This window comes from Dactylosporangium sp. NPDC005572, assembly GCF_040605515.1.
In the GTDB taxonomy this organism is placed as follows: Bacteria; Actinomycetota; Actinomycetes; order Mycobacteriales; family Micromonosporaceae; genus Dactylosporangium.
This window is the reverse complement of sequence record NZ_JBEXCY010000101.1, coordinates 21132-40521: the sequence shown is the minus strand read 5'-3', so window position 1 is coordinate 40521 and position 19390 is coordinate 21132. Positions and strand designations below refer to the sequence as shown.

Annotated in this window: 17 protein-coding genes and 4 pseudogenes; 6 read left to right on the top strand and 15 right to left on the bottom strand. The window is 67.2% G+C overall.

All coding sequences use genetic code 11. The features are described 5' to 3' along the window. Positions 1-275, top strand: a 275-nt coding sequence (locus ABZS66_RS36055) for a transposase (RefSeq protein WP_354765700.1), incomplete at its 5' end; no start/stop codon positions are given. A 68-nt stretch (positions 276-343) separates the two neighbouring features. Here ABZS66_RS36055 and ABZS66_RS36050 read toward each other — a convergent pair. Further along, the gene (locus tag ABZS66_RS36050; RefSeq protein WP_354765698.1) at positions 344-1273 is read right to left on the bottom strand and encodes an AraC family transcriptional regulator; all 930 of its coding nucleotides are present in this window, start codon (positions 1271-1273) and stop codon (positions 344-346) included. A gap of 68 nt (positions 1274-1341) precedes the next feature. Here ABZS66_RS36050 and ABZS66_RS36045 point away from each other — a divergent pair, with 68 nt between their 5' ends. Next, positions 1342-2169, top strand: a complete 828-nt coding sequence (locus ABZS66_RS36045) for an SDR family oxidoreductase (RefSeq protein WP_354765696.1) — start codon at positions 1342-1344, stop codon at positions 2167-2169. A gap of 82 nt (positions 2170-2251) precedes the next feature. Here the strand turns inward: ABZS66_RS36045 and ABZS66_RS36040 are convergent, their stop codons facing one another. The 11 genes and pseudogenes from ABZS66_RS36040 to ABZS66_RS35990 all read right to left on the bottom strand — a co-directional run. Further along, a complete protein-coding gene (locus ABZS66_RS36040; protein WP_354765694.1) occupies positions 2252-2434 on the bottom strand; it encodes a hypothetical protein in 183 nt (60 codons plus the stop codon). 377 nt (positions 2435-2811) lie between these two features. Beyond that, the gene (locus tag ABZS66_RS36035) at positions 2812-4002 is read right to left on the bottom strand and encodes a hypothetical protein (protein WP_354765692.1); all 1191 of its coding nucleotides are present in this window, start codon (positions 4000-4002) and stop codon (positions 2812-2814) included. Continuing rightward, a complete protein-coding gene (locus ABZS66_RS36030; RefSeq protein ID WP_354765690.1) occupies positions 3999-4517 on the bottom strand; it encodes a SigE family RNA polymerase sigma factor in 519 nt (172 codons plus the stop codon). Before ABZS66_RS36030 ends, ABZS66_RS36035 begins: the two co-directional genes overlap by 4 nt. A gap of 213 nt (positions 4518-4730) precedes the next feature. Further along, positions 4731-5420, bottom strand: a pseudogene (locus ABZS66_RS36025) (IS6 family transposase). 233 nt (positions 5421-5653) lie between these two features. Further along, a complete protein-coding gene (locus tag ABZS66_RS36020; protein ID WP_354765688.1) occupies positions 5654-7105 on the bottom strand; it encodes a HAMP domain-containing sensor histidine kinase in 1452 nt (483 codons plus the stop codon). Further along, positions 7102-7785: a response regulator transcription factor gene (locus tag ABZS66_RS36015; protein ID WP_354765686.1), complete on the bottom strand. Its 684-nt coding sequence runs from the start codon at positions 7783-7785 to the stop codon at positions 7102-7104. Before ABZS66_RS36015 ends, ABZS66_RS36020 begins: the two co-directional genes overlap by 4 nt. Positions 7786-8367: 582 nt before the next feature. Beyond that, positions 8368-9516 (bottom strand): amidohydrolase family protein, encoded by a 1149-nt coding sequence (locus tag ABZS66_RS36010; RefSeq protein ID WP_354765684.1) that lies wholly within the window; start codon positions 9514-9516, stop codon positions 8368-8370. 125 nt (positions 9517-9641) lie between these two features. After that, positions 9642-9800 (bottom strand): hypothetical protein, encoded by a 159-nt coding sequence (locus ABZS66_RS36005; RefSeq protein ID WP_354765706.1) that lies wholly within the window; start codon positions 9798-9800, stop codon positions 9642-9644. Positions 9801-9884: 84 nt separating this feature from the next. Continuing rightward, positions 9885-10586, bottom strand: coding sequence for a group II intron reverse transcriptase/maturase (locus ABZS66_RS36000; protein ID WP_354765682.1), 702 nt, complete (start codon positions 10584-10586; stop codon positions 9885-9887). Positions 10587-10616: 30 nt separating this feature from the next. Next, positions 10617-12695, bottom strand: coding sequence for an MMPL family transporter (locus ABZS66_RS35995; protein ID WP_354765704.1), 2079 nt, complete (start codon positions 12693-12695; stop codon positions 10617-10619). Between the two features lie 157 nt (positions 12696-12852). Continuing rightward, a pseudogene (locus ABZS66_RS35990) lies at positions 12853-13014 on the bottom strand (hypothetical protein); the annotation flags it as partial. Between the two features lie 1075 nt (positions 13015-14089). On the opposite strand from ABZS66_RS35990, the pseudogene ABZS66_RS35985 reads away from it, so the two are divergent. Beyond that, a pseudogene (locus tag ABZS66_RS35985) lies at positions 14090-14569 on the top strand (transposase); the annotation flags it as partial. Between the two features lie 133 nt (positions 14570-14702). Here ABZS66_RS35985 and ABZS66_RS35980 read toward each other — a convergent pair. Together ABZS66_RS35980 and ABZS66_RS35975 are read right to left on the bottom strand one after the other, a co-directional pair. Then, entirely contained in the window at positions 14703-15164 is a 462-nt protein-coding gene (locus ABZS66_RS35980) for a hypothetical protein (protein WP_354765680.1), read from the bottom strand. Between the two features lie 184 nt (positions 15165-15348). Next, positions 15349-15657, bottom strand: a pseudogene (locus ABZS66_RS35975) (IS1380 family transposase); the annotation flags it as partial. Positions 15658-16233: 576 nt separating this feature from the next. Here ABZS66_RS35975 and ABZS66_RS35970 point away from each other — a divergent pair. Next, positions 16234-16755, top strand: coding sequence for a SigE family RNA polymerase sigma factor (locus ABZS66_RS35970; protein WP_354765678.1), 522 nt, complete (start codon positions 16234-16236; stop codon positions 16753-16755). Further along, positions 16748-18034 (top strand): rod shape-determining protein MreC, encoded by a 1287-nt coding sequence (locus tag ABZS66_RS35965; protein ID WP_354765676.1) that lies wholly within the window; start codon positions 16748-16750, stop codon positions 18032-18034. Before ABZS66_RS35970 ends, ABZS66_RS35965 begins: the two co-directional genes overlap by 8 nt. Positions 18035-18094: 60 nt before the next feature. On the opposite strand, the gene ABZS66_RS35960 is transcribed toward ABZS66_RS35965, so the two are convergent. Next, a complete protein-coding gene (locus tag ABZS66_RS35960) occupies positions 18095-18679 on the bottom strand; it encodes a hypothetical protein (protein ID WP_354765674.1) in 585 nt (194 codons plus the stop codon). Between the two features lie 581 nt (positions 18680-19260). Here ABZS66_RS35960 and ABZS66_RS35955 point away from each other — a divergent pair. Further along, positions 19261-19383, top strand: a complete 123-nt coding sequence (locus ABZS66_RS35955; protein WP_354765672.1) for a hypothetical protein — start codon at positions 19261-19263, stop codon at positions 19381-19383. The last annotated feature ends 7 nt before the right edge of the window (positions 19384-19390 follow it).

Genomic DNA, 19390 nt, shown 5'->3' with positions numbered 1-19390 from the left:
ACCTGGCGCACGGCTTCACCCACCTGGTCCGCAACCGCGGCGGGAAGCGCCTCGAAACCTGGATCAACGAGGCCACCAACAGCCCATTCCCGCAGATCAGCGGCTTCGCCACCGGACTGATGCGCGACTTCGACGCCGTCGTCGCCGGCCTCACCCACCACCGGAGCTCCGGCGCCGTCGAAGGAACCGTCAACCGGATCAAAACGATCAAACGCCAGATGTTCGGCCGCGCCAAACTCGACCTACTCCGCAAACGCATCCTCAACCGCCCCTAACCAGCACACCAAGGACGATCACGGAATCCGTGCCAGAGCCAATTTCAAGCCGCCGTTGACTTCCTCCTTCAGCTTCCGTTCGCGGCCGAGCGCGGTGGCTGCCGTGCCTGGTTGCGGAACTGTGCGGGCGATGAGCCGACCACGCGGCGGAACGCGGTGCTGAACGCGCTCTCGGACAGGTAGCCCGTGGCCCGTGCGAGCTCGGAGATCGACAGAGTGTCGCGGGCGAGGGCGTCGCGGGCGAGGCTCATGCGCCATTGGATCAGGTACTCCAGGGGTGGGACCCCGACGTGGCTCTTGAAGGTCTGGGCGAACGCGGAACGCGACATGTGGCTGATCTCGGCGAGTTCCTTGAGGCTCCAGGGGTGGGCCACGTCGGCGTGCACGGCGCGCAGGGCGGCACCGATGCCGTCCTCGTTCAGGGCGCCCAGCCAGCCTGTGGGCCGGTCTGTCTGACCGGCGTGTGCGCGCAGCATGTGCACGAGCAGGATCTGTGCGAGGTGGTTCTGCACCAGCGGGCCGCCGGCGGCGGCGACCCCGACCTCGGTGGCCAAAAGATCGATCAGCTGCGCGAGCCGCCTGCCGTGAGGATCGGCCGCGCGGACGATCACGAGCGGCGGCAGAAGATCGGTCAGGAGGGCCGCGTTGCTGTCGTCGAACGCGATGTGCCCGACGCAGAGGTAGAGGTCCTCCTCAGACTCCGGACCGATCCGCACGAACCCGTCTTCGGCACCCGCCCACACCGGCTCCGCCGGGCGCGGGCTCGCGACGAGCGTGCTGGCCAGCACGTAAGGCGGCGGGTTGCCCAGCATGAACGTGTCACCCTCCTGCAGGAGCACCGGCTCGTGCGCTTCGAGAGTCAACCAGCACGTGCCGCGCACGAGGCCGCCGATCCGCACGTGCAGGAACGGGTCGAAGCGCAACGCCCACGCTCCTGCGGCCCGGACGCTGGGCCCGACCACCGTGCGGGGCCGGAGCAGACCGATCGCGTCAGCCACTGGATCCCGAAAGCCGAGCACTGACGACACCTCCTGGACGATACGTAAAGAATGCCGGATTCTGCATTATGGATGGTATTCGCGATCTCACGCAGGATCGATGTCGAACGGATCGGCATCGACAGAGCGATGGAGACACCCACATGGGACAGCTGGATGGCAAGACGTCGGTGGTCACGGGAGGAAGCAGCGGGATCGGTCTGGCCACCGCCGTACGGCTGGCGGACGAGGGCGCGTATGTGTTCATCACCGGGCGGCGCGAGGCCGAGCTGGAGGCCGCCGTCAAGACCATCGGAGCAGACCGGGCCACTGCGGTCGTCGGCGACATCTCGAAGCCGGAGGACCTGAACCGGCTCTACGAGGCGGTCCGGTCCCGGGGCAAGGGTTTGGACGTGCTTGTGGCGAACGCCGCGGTCGGTACATTCATGACGCTGGAGCAGACCACCGAGAAGCACTTCGACCAGACCTTCGCGGTGAACGTCCGAGGTACGCTGTTCACCGTGCAGAAGGCGTTGCCGCTGCTCAACGACGGAGCCTCGATCGTCCTGCTCGGTTCGACCGCCGGCGACCGTGGGGTAGAGGCGTTCGGCGCGTACGCGGCGTCGAAGGCGGCCGTCCGGTCCTTCGCGCGGACGTGGTCCAACGAGCTCAAAGGCCGTGGCATCAGGGTCAACGTCGTCTCGCCGGCATGGATCGAGACTCCCGGCGGCACCGCCGCTTTCGGCGACGAGGAGACCGCTCGGGCCGTCAAGGAGAATGTCACCGCGACCGTGGCCAGGGGCCGCATGGGTCAGCCTGAGGAGGCCGCCGCAGTCGTGGCCTTCCTGGCCTCGGAACAGAGCAGCTACGTCGTCGGCGCGAACTTCTACGTTGACGGAGGCGCGAACCAGATCTGAGCAGGCACCACACGGTGGGTGGCACCTACTGCGTCCCAGGTTCTATGCCGCTACTCTCCAGGTCGGCCGGGTCGGTGCCGATTCATTCGGGCGCCTTCTCCCGGAACGCGGGTGGCGGAGATGTACGGCCGCCGCGCAGGTCGCGAAACTTCGCGACCAGATATTCCTCGATCCACGTGGCGTGAAGCGCATCCTCGGGCTGGCCGATGATCAAGGGGTCGTTGCTGTCGGCCGCGACGGACTTGACCTCCAGGACGTTGCGCATCCACCATGATGAGATGGCCGCGCCGGAGAAGCGTCTGCCGGGTCAGAGCAACGCCGAGTACGAAGGCCGCAGGGATCCGAATGCGGACTTCGTTGGCACGCACTCCCTTGAGGGGGGGCGGCGACCCCACGTGGATGATCCAGGCGTGGCAGGCCGTCTTCGCCTGGTTCGGCCGGCGCAAGAGATGGTCCTAAGCTCAGCGGTTCCGCGCAGCATCCGCGCTTCGCCTGTTGTTGATCTGGACCGGTCGCATGCACATCGGCCGTGAGCGCGCATCGGATCACGGGGCGGGTGGTCGCGGCGCCTTGTGGGATGCTGGGGCCGCGGCGGTTGACCGCCGCGGCCCGGCTGTGGGGTCGGCCGCCCGGGGTGGTGTGCTACCTGGCCTGGTGGCAGGCCCAGCGGAACGGTGCGGACTTTCCGTTGCGTTGGAGTGCGGTGCCGACCAGCAGGCCGTTGCTGCCGGCCCCGGTGACCATGGTGCGGTCGTAGCCGGCCGGGACGGGCAGCTTCGTGGTCCCGGTTTCCGTCCATAGCGTGGTGCCGTCGGTGACGTTGAGTACCACGGTGCCGTCGGGCAGCAGGCCGGATGCGCCCGCACTCTGTGGGCCGGTCTGGACTTCCCGGACCTCTCCGGTGCGCAGGTTCCACCGGGCCCACGACAGCGGGGCCGTGGCAACCCGCCGTCCGCTCGGCCGCACCGTGGTACCAGCGAGGTAGTCAACCGGGCCGTCGGCCCAGTCCCCGACGACCCGGGCCGCGAGCCCGCCAGGCTTGCCTTGCGGGGTCGGCAGGGCCTGGCCCGTGCCGTCGGCCTGCCACAGGTACGGCTGGGCGCCGTTGCCGACGCTGCCGACGATCCTCCCGTCCGTGCTGATGCCGTGGGCGGCGGACTGTCCACCGGCCTGCCCGCCGGTCGGGGTCGACAGCAGCTGCGGCTGGTTCCACTTCCCGTGCCGCCACACGACAGCCCGGAACTTCCCACCCGGCATGCGGGCATCGCCGACGATATCGCCGGCGTCGTTGATCCCGTTGGCCCGGACGTTCAGCGCGCCTGGCGGCTTGCCGAGGGCGGTCGTGGTGTCCCCGTCGACGACGTACCCGTCGGCGTCGACGTCGTTCGCAACATTGCCGATGATCGTCCCGCTGCCGTTGACGCTGTCGGGGAGCAGCCTCGGCACGGTGGTGAGCGTCTGTGTGCCGCCGGGGCCGTACAGGATCACCGTGCCGTCGGCGGTGTCCGGGATACCCACGATGTATCGGCCGGACGCGTCGACCGTGACGTACACCGACGGGCCGAGCTGGGTCAGCGGCGCCGGGGCGCACCTCGACGAGGGCGACTGAGACGGCGAAGGCGCCGGCCCCACCGGATCGGGCCGCGGCCCGGGCCGCTGCTGGGCGACGGCCACGGCCCCCACGACGAGCGCCACGGCGACGGCGGCGGCGACCACGGACGCGCCACGGCGCCGGCGTACCCGGGCACGGCCACCGGCGATGACCGCCTCCACATCCAGGCAGCTGTCCGGGACCGGCTCACGGGTCAGGATCGCGAACGGGTTCTCGCTCATACCACGCTCCTCGAGTTCCGCTCCGCAGTCGTGCTGTCCAGGCGTCGGCGCAAGGCGTCGAGGCCCTTGGCGGTGTGCGCCTTGACGGTGCCCTCGGCCAGCCCGAGCAGCTGCGCGACCTCCAGCACGGGCAGGTCGCACAGGAACCGCAGCACGAGCACGGTCCGCTGCCGCCGCGGCAGCTCACGCAACGCGGCCCGCAGCAGCATCCGCTGCTCGACCTCCGGGTCGGTGGCAGCGACCGCCACATCCGGCGCGGCACCCCACAGATGGACGCGCGACAGCCACCGCCGCCGGTCCCGCAGGCACTGCCGTACGACCATCGTGTGGACGTAGCCGTCGAGGTTGTCGACGTCGTGCATGCGATTCCACCGCTGGTACAGCACGGTCAGCGCGTGCTGCACCGCATCGTCGGCCTGGTCACGGTCGCCGAGCAGGTGATACGCGACGCGGTGCAGCCGCTGTCTCCGGCTCGCAATGTACTGCGAGAAGTCATGTTCCCTGTCCGGGCGCACGTGGTGAGTCCCCCTCCCTGGGCAGTCCACCCTCTTTGAGCCATGCCGACCCCGAAAGGTTTACTTCCCCACACCCCGGAAAACGCGATGGAATCGGCCGCACCCCAGATCGCCCGGATCGCAGCCCACTGGGAAGGGTCTAGAACGATTCCTGCGGGCGCCGTTGCGTTACTTGATCGCGAGGTGCGGTGGAGCCGTGACCGCGCCCTAGGCTCAGACGGCGCGGGCGAGTTGGGTGAACGCTGCGGCGACTCGGAGACCACTTGGGGCGTCAAGTCCGAGTTCGTAATGCCCGCGGCGTAGGTTCTACATGAAGGCGTGCCCAGCTATGATCACCTGTGCTGTCTTGTCGGTTCGTAGCCCGCGCATCGGTCTCAGCCGGTGCTTGAGTTGGCCGTGGTCGGCCTCGATCGGGTTGTTGGCGTACCGCTCGACGTGATGCCACGCAGACGGGACGAGCTCGTCCAGGACGGCGGGTAGATTGCGGCGGCGTCGGTGACCACCTCTCTGGGCTTGACCTTCAAGGCGGACAGTGCCCGGCGGAAGAACCGCCGGGCCGCGTCAGCGTCGCGGCGCGCCGAGACCAGCACGTCGATGACCTGTCCGTACTGGTCGACCGCCCGGAACACATACCGCCAGACGCCGTTGACTTTGACGTAGGTCTCGTCGACATGCCATCTGTCGCCTGGTGCATGGCGGGCGAATCGGGCGGCGTCGGCCAGTAGCGGGGGTAAACCGCTGCACCCACCGGTAGACGGTGACGTGGTCGACCTCGACGCTACGCTCGACCAGCAACTCCTCCACGTCGCGGTACGAGAGGCCGTAGCGCAGGTACCACCGGACCGCGACGACGATCACCTCAGCCGGGAACCGGAAGCCAGCGAACGCCGACTTCGGCGGCAGCCACGAGAGCGAGCGGATCGATGACTTCACTGCTCAACCCTGCCTGGATCTTGCCAACGCATAACGCAACGGAGCCGGTGCCACAGTTGCCGAGCTGTCCCTATGAGCGGTCCGCCGACGCCACCCGACCTGGCGACAACACCCCCGGAGCATCTGCGCGACAGGGGCAGTAAGTCATACCAGGCCGGGCGACCGAGGAGTCCCCGGCTGGGGACGATCAAAGAGGTAACGGGTCAGCGCACCGCGGTATCCTCCCCGGCGGTGAGCCGCGCGATCCGAGCGGGCGAGGCAGCGGTCGGAAGGCTGACCCGAAGCAGCGCGCCACCGCGTGCGGAGCGGGCGACGGTGGCTCGGCCGCCGTGGGCGTCGACGACCCGCTGCACGATCGACAGCCCCAGACCGGATCCCGGCAGCGCCCGGGCGCTGCCGGCACGGTAGAACCGGTCGAACACCCGCGGCACGTCGGCGGCGTCGATGCCGGGCCCGGCGTCGTCGACCTCGAGCACCGCCGACGCGCCCTCGGCACGGAGCCGGACCTGGACCGGCTGGTCCGCGGGGGACCACTTGCCGGCGTTGTCGATGAGGTTGAGTACCGCCCGCTGGAGGCCGGCGGGACGCCCGCTCACCCACACGGAGGTCACGTCGACCGCGATCTCGATGTCGGGCACACGGGAACGCGCCCGGGTCGCGGCGGCCACCACCACATCGGCGAGGTCGAGCACCTCGGTGCTCTCGTCGCTGACGTCACCGCGCGCCAGGTCGGTCAACTCGGCGGCAAGGGTGCTCAACTCGGCCACCTGGGCGCCGAGATCGTTGAGCAGCCGAGTCCGGCTCTCCGCCGAGAGGGCCGTGTCGAGGGTGCCGCGCCGATCGAGCCGGATCAGCAGCTCGACGTTGAGGCGCAGGCTGGTGAGCGGGGTCTTGAGCTCGTGGGCGGCGTCCTCGGCGAGCAGCCGCTGGGCCCGACGGGAGTCACGGAGCGCGGCGAGCATGTCGTTGATCGACTGGATCAGCCGCCGGATCTCCCCGCCGCCCTCGTCCGGGATGTCGGCGTCGAGATCCCGGGTGTGCGCGACACGTTCCGCGGCGGCGGTCAGCCGGTCGATCGGCGCCAGCCCGGTCCGCGCCACGGTCCGCCCGACAAGGGCGCCGCCGACCACGCAGAGCAGCCCGATCAGCAGCATACCGAACCCGAACTGGTTGATCGGGCTGTCGTCGGCGACGCGGGCCACCTGGACCGCGCCGTCGCCCGCCCGCAGCGTGTAGATGTGGTAGCCGTCCTCGTCGCTGTCGTTCGACTCCATCAGGTCGGCCGACACGCCCTGCGCCACGCGCCTGGCGTGCTCGCTGACCGGGGGCAGCGCGGGTTGGCCGGCCGGCGTCCGGGTCGAGCCGTCGGGCAGGATGATCCGCACCAGCGGACCGGATCCGGTGTACGGCGGTAGCTGGAGCTGCGCCAGGCCGGCGCGCTCCGCGTTCGTCGCCAGGACGCGGGAGTCGGCGCGCAGCTGATCCTCGGCGGTGTCCCGCAGCTCCCAGTCCAGTAGCTGGCTGGCCACCTGGAAGGCCACGAACACGCTGACCGCGATGGCCGTCGCCGCGATCACCGTCAGCCTGGTCCGCAGGGACCGCCGGCGCCACCATCGGGTCAGCCGGCGCGGTTCCCGGCGGGCGTGCCTGCTCACGGAGGAGTCTCCCGCAACGTGTATCCCAGGCCGCGCAGCGTGTAGATCAGTCGCGGCTCACCCTCGGCCTCCATCTTGCGGCGCAGGTAGCTCACGTATACCTGGAGGTTGTTGGCGGTGGCGCTCATGTCGAAGCCCCAGATCGCCTCGAACAGCGCGTCGCGGGTCAAGACCCGGGTCGCGTTGCGCACGAGGACCTGCAGGAGGGAGAACTCGGTCCGGGTCAGATGGAGCGGCCGCCCGCCACGCCACGCCTCGAACCTGTCGGGATCGAGCCGAACGTCGGCGAACGACAGGATCTGCGACTCCCCGTCGCCCGGCGTGCGCCGGCGCAGCAAGGCCCGCACCCGGGCCAGCAACTCCTCGGTGGCGAACGGCTTGGGCAGATAGTCGTCGGCGCCCGCGTCCAGCCCCGCGACCCGGTCGGAGACCTGGTCACGAGCGGTCAGCATTAGCACCGGCAGATCCCGACCCGCCGCCCGCAACCGCCGGCAGGTCTCCAACCCGCCGAGGCGGGGCATCATCACGTCGAGGATCAGCAGATCCAGCGTGTCACCGCCGGCCTCACCGACCCCGTCAAGCACGGCGAGACCATTGGCCACAGTGCTGGTGTCGTAACCCTCGACCTGGAGCACCCGCTCCAACGACTCACGGATGGCCGCGTCATCATCCGCGATCATGATCCGCACGCCGGCCCGCCCCCTCCAGTCGATGCTTTTGCCGCTCATTCTCCCCGACCAACCTGAGGCCATGATTAGAGCGTCGCGCAATCATGCAGGTTCGCAATGATCGACGACGGGCTCGGCTTCCAACTCGTGCCCTGGACTGGGCCAGCATGTCTCCGGTGTCGCCCGGGGCGACGGCGGTGTCGATTGGGGTTTCAGCCGGAAGCGGGACTGAGCCGATAGCCAATGTCCGGTGTTGGCCCATCCCAGTCGTTGGCGCTTCACGCTGGCAAGGGTCTGCTACTGGGCCCCGCAGCAGATCCTTGCGAACCGCGCCGTTAATCACAAGGCGGGTCAGCGCGCTGAGGATCTCAAGAGAGTCGCTACTACGCTCGTCTTGCTTGCCTACAGCGAACTAGCGCGACACTTCGATCTCTCTAGAAGAGCATGCGATGCGCCGGTGTATGAAGACCGCGTGATGCGGCAGCCGCGCATCGCATACCTTGGCTGTAGTCTCGCCTTACAGCCAAAGCATTCTCCACGTCTGCCGACGCTGGCGCGTCACTTCACGGGCATCATTCTGCCCGTCGGGACGTGTCAGACTTTCATTCCGAACAGTTTTTCCGCATTTCGGAACGCAATTTTTTCCTTGTCTTCGCGTGGCAAATCGACTGCCCGGAACCAGTCGGTTTGAACTTTCATATTTGCAAACGGGTAGTCGGTTGCAAACATCACTCGATCCACACTTATGCACATCAGCAGGAGATCGAGCAGTTCGTCCTGGGGGAATGCGCTGGTTGTGAACCAGAAATTGTCATGGAAATACTGCTCGAACGGCTTTTTCAGGCTACTCTCGGTCACTTCGCTCATCTTCTCCACGATGCGTTTGTAGAAGAACGGAAGGCCCTCTCCCATATGGCCGATGATAATCTGGAGCTTGGGATGCCTGTCGAATACCCCTGAGGTGATCATTCGGATGCACTGAGTAACGACTTCCTGGTGCCATCCATATGCAGAGATGCTAATAACCTGGTCCTGGAACTCCTTCTGATATTCCGGCCGCATATTGCTGTAGTAGATTTGGAAAACCTCGTCGGGCGGCAGGCCTGGATGGATGTATATCGGCACATCAAGGGCTTCGGCGCGCGCCAACAGGGGCTCAAAGTCAGGATGGTCGAGAAATTTCTTCCCGATGATTCCATTGATCAAACATCCCAGGAAGCCATCTTCCCGAACTGTGCGTTCCAGTTCGTTTGCCGAGGCCTCCGGACTCTGCAGCGGCAAGGTTGCAAATGCCTTAAACCGCCCCGGATAGGTGGCCATCGGTCCATCGACGAGCATCTTGTTGAGACGATACGCAAAATCGATGCCCTTCTTGCCTGGGACATTCTGCACACCTGGCGTATGCGCGGAGAGGATTTGAACGTTGATCCCCGCCTCATCCATTGCACCGATGCGGCGCTGGCCGAGCTCGGCAAGACCAGTATCCTCAAGGAACAGCCTGTCGTTCAGCACCATCAACTCATGGGTGGAAAAGGTCTCTTCCGTGCCGATGAAGGGCAGGTCCCGGTCTCGCCGGAAAATGTCCGACGTCCTGTCCGAAGTCTTGCCCGAAGTCTCGTTCTCGTTCGCTGCCGAGACAACGGCATGCGTGGACAAGCCAGCACCAATGCCAAGTGCCGTGCCGGTTAGAAAGCCGCGGCGTCCCATCGTGAGGCGCTTCAGAGGGTCTGCGATGGACTTCATGTCAGTCTCTTTTCAGGTGTTTGTGTGGTGCGGTATGCCATCACTAGCCTCCTACACGGGTTACCTCGCCTATCTGACGCCGACTTCATACCAAGCGAATCTGAGACGAACGTTAATACGGCCGCTCAGGCCGGTTGGCCGAACCAGCTGCCCAGCACACGCACCAGCGTGGTGGCGTCGAGGTCCTGCCCGGTAGGCAAGGCCCAGGCGACACAGCCGTCGGGCCGGCTAGTTGAGTCGGCCTGGAGCGCGGTGTCAGTGTTGCCGCTGGTCCGTTTCTCCAGGCCGCTCGCCGAGTGAAGTAGGCCGCCGGCGAGGTGCCCGTGGTGTGGGTCCTTTTCCGTCGGCCCCTTCCCGAACCGTGCTGGTCACTTTCGCAACACACGGCTCTCCAGTGGTCGGTGCCGGGTGGGTGCGTTGATGCGGCCGGCGTGGGTGTCCTCGTGGCAGTCGCGGCAGATGACAAGGGTCTTGCGGCACCGTTTGGCAATGAGGTGGACCCAGGCGGGCCTGTCGGGCCGGTCGTGACGGTTGAGGTCGGCGAGCTTGCGGACATGGTGCACGTCGAAGTTTGTCCGCGAGCCGCAGATCTCGCAGCGTTCGGCGAGGAGCCGAAGGACCAGTTCGTTCCGCTTGATGCTGGCCATGACCGGTGACAGGTCGGTGAGGACCGCGGTGCGTCGGCGTTTGAGCGGGATCCCGCCGAAGCGGGCGACCAGTGATTTCCTTCCCTTGTCCCGGGGGATGGTGACCTGGAAGCAGGTCCGTTTCCCGTCGGGGGTCTCGATGACTGTCCGGTGCTTTGCGGCCATCTTCGTGACGGTGGACTTGTGCTTGCCGGCGAGGGTTCTGAGCATCGAGGTCTCCATGACCCAGCGCAGGCGTTCCAGGCGGAACACGTCCTGGGCGAGCAGGTAGTACTGGACCTCGGTATTCGGAGCCGTACTTCGCGACGATGGTGAAGTCCTGGTCGTGAAGCAACGGGCCCCGTTGGGCCGGCTTGCCGCCGCGCATGTAGTTCGCGCACTTCTGCCTGATGACGTCCCTGGGCACGAACAGTCCGATGGCACCGTCCCCGGAGCTTGTCCGTGCCGCCGCGTTCATCGTTGCAGCGCGGGCTCCTCGTCGTCGGCGAGCGACTGTTGACCGTTCGGCCGCTCCGCCGTCGGACGGGACAGCCGGCTCGGCCACCAGATCCGCCGGCCGATCAGCAGGGTGAGGGCGGGCACCAGGACCGACCGCACCAGCAGGGCGTCGAGCAGCACGCCGAAGGCGACCAGGAACCCGACCTCGATCAGCATCACCAGCGGAAGTGAGGTGAGGACCGCGAATGTGGCCGCCAGGACCAGGCCTGCCGAGGTGATGACGCCACCGGTGGCCTTCAGGGCTTTGAGCATGCCCTCTCTGGTGCCGAGACGCACGGTCTCCTCCCGGGCCCGGCTGGCCAGGAAGATGTTGTAGTCGACGCCGAGCGCCACCAGGAACAGGAACGCCAGTAGCGGCACCGAATAGTCGACGCCCTTGAACCCGAGGATCGTGTCGAAGACGAACACGCTGCCGCCGAAGGCCGCGGCGAATGAGACGATCACGGTGGCCATCAGGACCAGCGGGGCCACGATCGCGCGCAGCAGCAGCCCGAGGACGATCAGGACGACGGCGAGCACCAGCGGGATCACCAGCTTCTCGTCGCGGCTGGTGGTCACCTCGGTGTCGAGGTTCTCGGCACTCGGCCCGCCGACGATCGCCTCCGCCCCGCTCACCGCGTGCACGGCGGTGCGCACCCGCTCGATCGTGTCGTACTCTGCGACGGTGTCCGGCGCATCCTTCGGGAACACGGAGATGTCGACCCAGCCAGCCTTGATCTCACCCGGGAAGGCCTGAGCCACACCGGGGGTGCCCTTGACGACGTTGAGGACCCGCACCTGGTACGCCGGCCGCGTGTAGATCGTCATCGGCATGCCGCCGAGCTCCGGGAAGTGCTGGCGGAGCACGGTGAAGCCGGTGACCGACTCCGGCGCGGACAGGAACTGGTCCTGCTCCCGCAGGGCGCCGGTGTTGCCCGCCAGCCCGATGGCGAGCACGCCGAGGACTCCGAGCGAGCCGAGCGTCGCCACCCACCGGCGGCGGCTGATGGCGGCGCCGAGTCGTCCCCACAGCCCCACCTTCTCCTCCACGGCCGTGCTGAACCGCGGGATGGCCGGCCAGAAGATCCGCCTGCCGAGCACCACGAGCACCGCCGGGAACAGCGTCAGCATGGCCACCAGCGCGCACAGGATGCCGGCCGCACCGATCGGGCCCAACCCGCTGGTGCTGTTCAGGTCCGCGACGAGTAGGCAGAGCAGGCCGGCGACCACCGTGGCCGCGGACGCGACGATGGCCGGCGCCGCGCCGCGCAGCGCGTGGACCATCGCGACCCGGACGTTTTCGTGGTGGTGCAGTGTCTCCCGATATCGAGAGATGAGCAACAGCGCGTAGTCCGTGCCGACGCCGAACACCAGGATCGTCAGCAGCGCCGAGTTCTGGTTGTTGACCACGATGCCGAAGCCTTTGACGAGCAGGTAGACGGTCGCCATCGAGGTCAGTGCGGCCGCGCTCACGGCCATCAGCGGGATGAACCACAACACCGGGCTGCGATAGGTGAGGATGAGCAGGAGCGTGACGACGATGACGGTGGTGAGGAAGACCTGCAGGTCGATGCCGTCGAAGACGGCGTCCATGTCGCCGTCGATCGCGGCCGGGCCGGTCACCTCGAGTTCCAGGCCGGCGGGGCGGTCCTTCGCGGCGTCACGCAACGGGCCGACGAGGTCCTCCGGTGCGCCGTAGGTCGTGCTCACGTCGAGGGTGAACATCATCGCCTTGCCGTCGGTGGAGCGGCTCGTCGGTGGGCCCTCGTCTTCCTCGCCGGCCGGGGCCGCCACCTTCGGCGGGTACCGCTTGGCAAGGGTGTTGTAGTGGCGCTCGACCGTCGCGCGGTCGGCGTCGGTCACGCCGCCGGCGCGGTGGTACACGAAGACGAACGTGTTGTCCTCACCGCCGGGGAGACTGTCCTCCAGCGCGGCCACCTTGGTGGACTCGGCACCGGCCGGCAGGAGGTCCACGGCTCTGTCGGTGGTGACCGAGCTCAACTTTCCGCTCAGCGGCACCATGACCACCGCCAGCACCACCCACAAGCCGATCACCAACCACGGCACCCACCGGCCTGCCAACCGACCGGCCGGCGCTTCCCCGGACGGCGCTGCGTTGACTGCCATCACTAGCCTCCTACATACGGGTTCCATCGCCTGTCTGACGCCCACTTCATACCGAGCGAACCTGAGACGACCGTTAAAACGGCGCTCAGGCCGGCTGGCCGAACCAGGTGCCCAGCGTGGTGGCGTCGAAGTCCTGCCCGGTAGGCAAGGCCCAGGCGACACAGCCGTCGGGCCGGATGAGCAACGCGTCGACGTCCACCCGGTCCGTGCTGGCGGTGACGGTGTTGACCTGTCCGGTCCACGCGGCCGCGGCGGGCCGTCGAACTCCACTGTGGACAGTGGACTCATCCCGAGACCGTGCACGAAACCGTCGCCGTGCTGCGCGCGCACCGGCGCCGACAACACACCCGCCTGGAGGCGTGGGTCGCCGCCTGCAAGGCCTGGCACGACAGCGGCTACGTGTTCACCGGCCCGGACGGCGGCTCGCTGCATCCGGCCCACCTCACCCACCGGTTCACCGGCCTGATGTCGCCTCCGGGCCGCCGCCGGTACGGCTACATGACCTGCGCCACGGCGCCGCGACCCCCGCCCTCACCGCCGGCGTCGATCCGAAGGGTGATCCAGGACCAGATCGGGCACGCCATCATCATGACCAGCGCCGACACCTACACACGAGCGTGCTTCCGGTCACCCAGCGCCGCGCGGCGGAGGCGCCCGCGAAGGTGGTCCTCAAGGCCGCCCGCCAGCATCGGGAGACGCTGCGGCGCAGCGCCGTCGCGGCGGCGAGCAAACTAGATCCGGGATTCCCCGCGACAAGATCCGCCGCACAGGTCCGCCCAGCTCAACGGCCCGCCCTGCCGAAGCAGAGACGGGCCGCAGGCACGGCGTCCGGACGGCGGCGACACGGTGTCGACCGTCGCGCGGGATGATCGAGGGATGGACGAGGCTGCGCGCTGCGCATCGACCTTCTGGGCGGGTTCGCGGTCTCCCGTGGTGGCGAGGCCCTGAGCGTTCCCGGTGCGCGGTTGCGGTGCCTGGCCGCCCGGCTGGCTCTGGCCGGCGGCCGGACCGTCGGCGCCGGCGTCCTGGTCGAGGCGATCTGGGGCGCCCAGCCGCCGGCCGAGCCCGTGCACGCTCTGCAGACGCTGGTGTGGCGGCTGCGGAAGGTCCTCGGCTCGGCCGACGCGGTCACGCAGGTGTCCGACGGGTACCGGCTGGCCGTCCGGGACGCCGACGTCGACGTGCTGCGGTTCGAAGGGCAGGCCGCCGCTGGCCGCGAGTCCCTGCACGCCGGCGACCCGCGGGCCGCGGTGGACGTGCTGGGTGCGGCAGTCACGCTGCCCGGGCTCCGTCCCGGTGCCGAGCCGGCGCTGCTGGCCGCGCTGTTCGGCGGGGTGTATGCGCCCTCGACGCTGGGCTCGTTCCTGCGGTTCTTTACCTGGGGCCACGCTCTGCAGCTGGAGGCCGCCGCCCGGGACCTGCTGGCCTCCCTCGCCGCGCGCACGCCGTTGCTGCCCGGCGCGTCCACGCCGGTGTACGTCGACATCGATTCGCTGCTGCGGCGGGTGTACGGTCACGCCAAGCAGGGCGCCGGGTTCGGGCACACCAAGGTCGGCGGCTACAGTGTGCGGCTGCGCGGGCTGTCCCCGCTGGTCGCCACGATCAGCACCGACCGGGCCGCCCTGGTCATCGCCGCGACCCGGCTGCGCGGCGGCAGCGCCGGCTCCGCCCGGGGCGCGCAATCCCTGCTCCGGCAGGCGATCGCCACCGCGCGGGCGTGCGGCGCGACCGGCCGGATTCTGGTCCGCGCCGATTCGGCGTTCGGCTCCAGCGCGGTGGTGTCGGCCTGCCGCAAGGCCGGGGTGAACGTGTCCACAACAGACGATGCTCTCGCGGTGGCCGCGCCGTGTCTCCTCAGCCGCCCGAACCGGCTATGCCCAGATCCGAGCACGGTTCAGGTCGACCCAGAGCACTGCCGCTGTGGCATCTGATCGGTCAGGGCCACCGCTGCACCGCCGCCAACGCGGCCGGATCGTCGTCCGGACGGACCAACAGCACGCCGTCTTCGAGGTCGTCATCACAGGCGATGACGACGACAGCGCCGAGAAGATGGCGGACGGCCAACGTGGCTGCCAAGGTCGACTCACCCGGCTTGTACAGCGTGATCTCCCGGACCGGAGCATCCGGATGGCGCGCAGGCGAGTTTCCGCTCATGTATACGGTCCCGAGATCCCGGGAGTGGTCGTAGTCGTCCGAATCCTGCTGCGGTAGGTCCAGACCGGCGATCTCGAACCCGAGTTGCCCGCGTAGACCGGCGTCTGCGAAGGCTGCGACGAGTTGGGCCACAGTCGGCCGCAGGTGAGACTCCGTCAGGGGCAGCGCTCGCCCGTCATCCAGCAGTGGCTGCGCCTGATCATGCTGTGGACGGTACGCATGGATCCAGAACTCCCAGCTCACGCCGGCAGCGTACAGGGCACTGCCATAGGCGGCGGGCACCCAGTTCGGAATGGCGATGGCGCAGCCTCAGCCAGAGGGCCGCGAAAGCAGGGTCCGTCGTGAGAGAGCCTCCGAACCCAGCCCGCACAAATCCGCGATGTGGACCTCGACGATTACCCCCGACGAACGTGACCGCAGCCGAACCGGGCAGCAACCGTGCCCGTCCGGCCAGCCGGACCAGGAACTGCCGTGAGGCGGCCTGCAACTGCCGGACGTGGCCGTGACTGAACGCTCGCAGGAACGACCCCAGCGTCGAGGGTGCGTACAGCCCGTCGAACAGCGTCGGCATACCGCCGTGGCGCAACAGGTCGAGGTCGTCGATCGCGTCGGCGCCCGTCACCATGTCCGCCACGATCGCGGCGACCTTGCCCGACGCGTTGGCTCCCTTGTCCGTCGGCACGCGCAGCCGAGCAGCGACGATGCCGTGCAGAGCACACGAATCGGCCAGCCGCATCACCGGTTCCAACCCGACACACGACGTCAAACTCGGATCATCGAACGATGCGCGCACCCGTGCCGCGCCGTACGGTAACCTCACCCCGACGGTGCCCTCTCGAACTGGACGATAGAAGCCTGAAGAACCTCTATCTTTCCAGCTCGCGGGGGCGGCATCGCATCCAGCCCGCCACACTCACGTCAATCCCGTCGGTGGATCAGGGCTAAGGTCGTCTCGGCAGGCAGCTGATCGACGTCTTCGTGAGCGGCGGCTTCTGTTGCGTATCGCCACTTCCGTCTGAGGTCCACCGCGCGCCGCGGCCGCCGGGCTCTACGGGAAGAGGTACAGCTCGGGGCGGAAGCGTCAACTGACGGCCTGGTTCGCGGAGAACGCCGGCTCAGGTCGCGACCCGACTGGACCGGTCCGTTCGCCGCCGCGATCGGTGTTCGAAACGTGGCGGTCGTCCCGTACTGCTGCCGCTGGATCCACAACATGCTCGGCAACTGGACGAAGATCTTTCCCGGCGGCAACGTTTCAATGCGGTCACTGCGTAGGTAGTTGCTATGACGGTGTTGGCGAGGATGGTGAGGAAGCATGGACAGGCAGGACGACGAGGGGGTGACGGCCTTCGTCAGGGCTAGCTACGGTCGTTTGCTTCGTGAGGCCTTTCTGCTCTGTGGGGATGCTGGTCGAGCCGAAGACCTGGTGCAGACCACGTTGGCGAAGACGGTCGTGGTGTGGTCGCGTCTGCGGCGGTCGGAGGGGATCGACAACTATGTGCAAAAGACCCTGATCAATACCTACCTCAGCGCGCGGCGCCGCCGGGCCTGGTGGGAGCAGCCCTTCAGCCGGTTGGTGGAAAGGCAGGCTCGGGACGAGTACGTGGGGGTGGAACAGCGGGACTGGCTCCGTCGGGCTTTGGATGCTCTGCCGGCACGACAGCGTGCTGCGGTCGTCCTGCGCTTCTATGTAGACCTGTCCGAGCAGGACGCGGCGGTGGCGTTGGGCTGTTCGGTGGGCACGGTCAAGAGTCTTTCGTCAAGGGGCCTGCGGACTCTCCGCCAGCGTTGGGTCGAGGTCGACGCCACAGCTGAACACGAGGTGCGATATGCATAGTCAGATAGAGTTGCGTGACCGCCTTGCTGCCTTGGCCGAGCCGGTGAAGCCTGTCGAGGGTTACGAAGACAAGGTCATGCGGCGGTCACGTCGGCTTCGTCGTCGGCGGCGTATGACCGCCGGTGCGGCAGCCGCCGTGTGCGTGGCAGTACTGGTGACCATGTTCAGGGTGGTCGGATTCGGCCCGGCGCCACAGCTTGCTGCACCACCCCCGGATGGCCCGTTCCTGGGCTGGTCTGCTGTGGGTGACGTCGATGCCGGTCTGGTACGTGAGGCCACGGACGTCTGGGACGCTGTCGGAGGGCCGCACACCGCTGTCCGGGCTTTCGTCGCACTGCGGAACGACCAACAATTGCACTCGATCGCGGTCCTGCAGGGTTACGACAAGCAGGGTGACGCGCGGTTGGCGTTCTTCACCAGTGATGTGAGCGCGGCCAAGGCTTTGCGGCTACGGGCGGATCGGCCCGCACCCGACCCCGTCACGACTCAGGTGATCAGCCTGGTCAGTCCCCGGCTGTCCGGACCGGCCGGAGTGGTCAGTACGGATGAGTTTGGTACCTACGCCATCGCTGTTGCCATGCCAGGTGTCACTACAGTGCGAGTCTCGAATTCGATCATCGATGATGAGATGATCGGCGATCCCGACGCGCCGACCGGCCGCCTTGTTGTCCAGAGGTTCCCACTGGCCGCGACAGCGCAATCAACGACCATCTCCGGATTTGTCAAGCCGGACCGACCGCTGGCCAAAACAACAAAGGTGTTCGTGGTGCAAGGCGACGGCGGTGCCGACGACGACGCGCGAGCGGTGCAGGGCAAGGTGGTGGCTGAAACCGGCCAGCAGATCGTTGTGGCTGTCCAGCAAATCCAGGCGGTACGGCGAGGCCAGCTCGCTGTTGTGGCCGAGGGTTTGGTCGGACGCGTGACCGCAGTTGACGTCACGCGTGGCGAAGCGACAATTGACCTGGTTACCAGTACCGGATTCGCCGGCCCGGCTCATACCGACATCAGCGATGTGCCGGGCTCGGTGCGTGGCACCGGCACAAGTGTCGTCATGGAGCGCATACCGACAGGTGAACAGAAATATACGGTGAGTGCCGGAAATCGTGTTGTGATGCCGGATCCGTGCCAGCCGAATGACCAAGTCGGCGCTGTCACGGTTGGACGAGCCTCCTCGGCCAAGGCGGCGGAAGCCAGCAGTGTGGAACTGACACCGGCGGTTGACCTCACCCACGTGCGCGAGGTGTCAATTATGACGTCGTCCACTGGCGGCGATTGCTAACGCATACAAAGCGTGCGGGAGGCGACTCGCCTCCCGCACGCTTACCTTAGCGGTACCGAATCATTGCCAGGAATACCGAACCCGGCCACCGCCGTACGTGAATGCGTAATGCCCTTCCGTATTGCCGTCGACGTAGTAATGGAACTGGTGGTCTGTGTAGGTGGGAACCTGCGACCAGCACCACGACCGGGTGATGCCGTCAGCAGGCACTAAGACTTGCGCGCCCCTCAGTGAGACATGGAAGCTATGGCCTGCATCGTGGTAGCCGGCTTCCCAGTTGGCATAGACGTCTTGACAAACTGTGCTGCTTTCGGTGATTTGGAATACGCGGCCATACAAGGTCCGGACATGACTAAAGTTGTGGTTGTACGGCACTGAGGCCGCCGCAAGGAAGGTTGAGCCGTTTTGAGAGTAGAAGTCGGCCGGGCCATTGTATTTGGGGAGCTTCCCGAGAACCGTCATGGTCACGTTCGGCGGCAGCGCCGCCCTCGCGGCGGCATTATTCGCCTCGATCTCGGCTGCACTGGGTTCCGCGGTGATCGGCTTGACGACGGCTGCTTCTCCCGTAGGTGCTGCCTGAACCGGAGCAGCCAGTAGCAGCAGCCCTATGCTCGCAGCGCCAGTGGCGGCAGCGAGCCGCCTCATGAACGAGTGTGACACTCTGTAATACTTCAGTTGCGGTAAGTGGTGGGTTGATCCTGTCGGAAAGTGAGCGACCTTCACAAGATTGACGGCTGGCTATAGCTCGTGGGCCTTGTTACCAGCATTCGGTGCACATGCACAGTGGACATGTGTTATTGGGGAGTGTGGATGAACAGGTGGCGGTCGGAGGTCTGGTGACACGCTTCGCCGACCAGAAGGCGCGCCGTTGAGCAGGTAAGACCCCCGTGGTTTGGCGCACGGTCGAGGACGCGGTAAGTGTGTGAGTTTCCCCCGCTTTGATGGAGCGGTGGTTACCTGCCTCCGGTCGGGGCGAGCGTGACGTTATCTGGTTCGGCTTGGGGTGTGCCGGGTGGTCTCGTACTCGTCCGGGCTGCAGTAGCCGAGTTCCTTCTGGATGCGGTGGGTGTTGTACCAGCCGTAATGGCAACAGAGGACGCCCGTACCAGCCGTTGGCCGTCGAGCCTGGGAATCGAGATCGGTGCCTCGTTGAGAGGCCGTCGCCGCTGCTGACCCCTGTTGAACGTGAGGGCTTTGACCCTGGGGATCGAGTGGGGCATGCGGCGGTGGCGGTGATCGACGAGGATGATCACCCGTGGTTCGCCGGCGGGCTGAGCCTTGGTTTGGTCGCAGGCTTGAAGCCTTGCGCCAGCGCGGGCGCCGCCGGTGGCGAGGTGAACGGCTCGTGAGATGTCG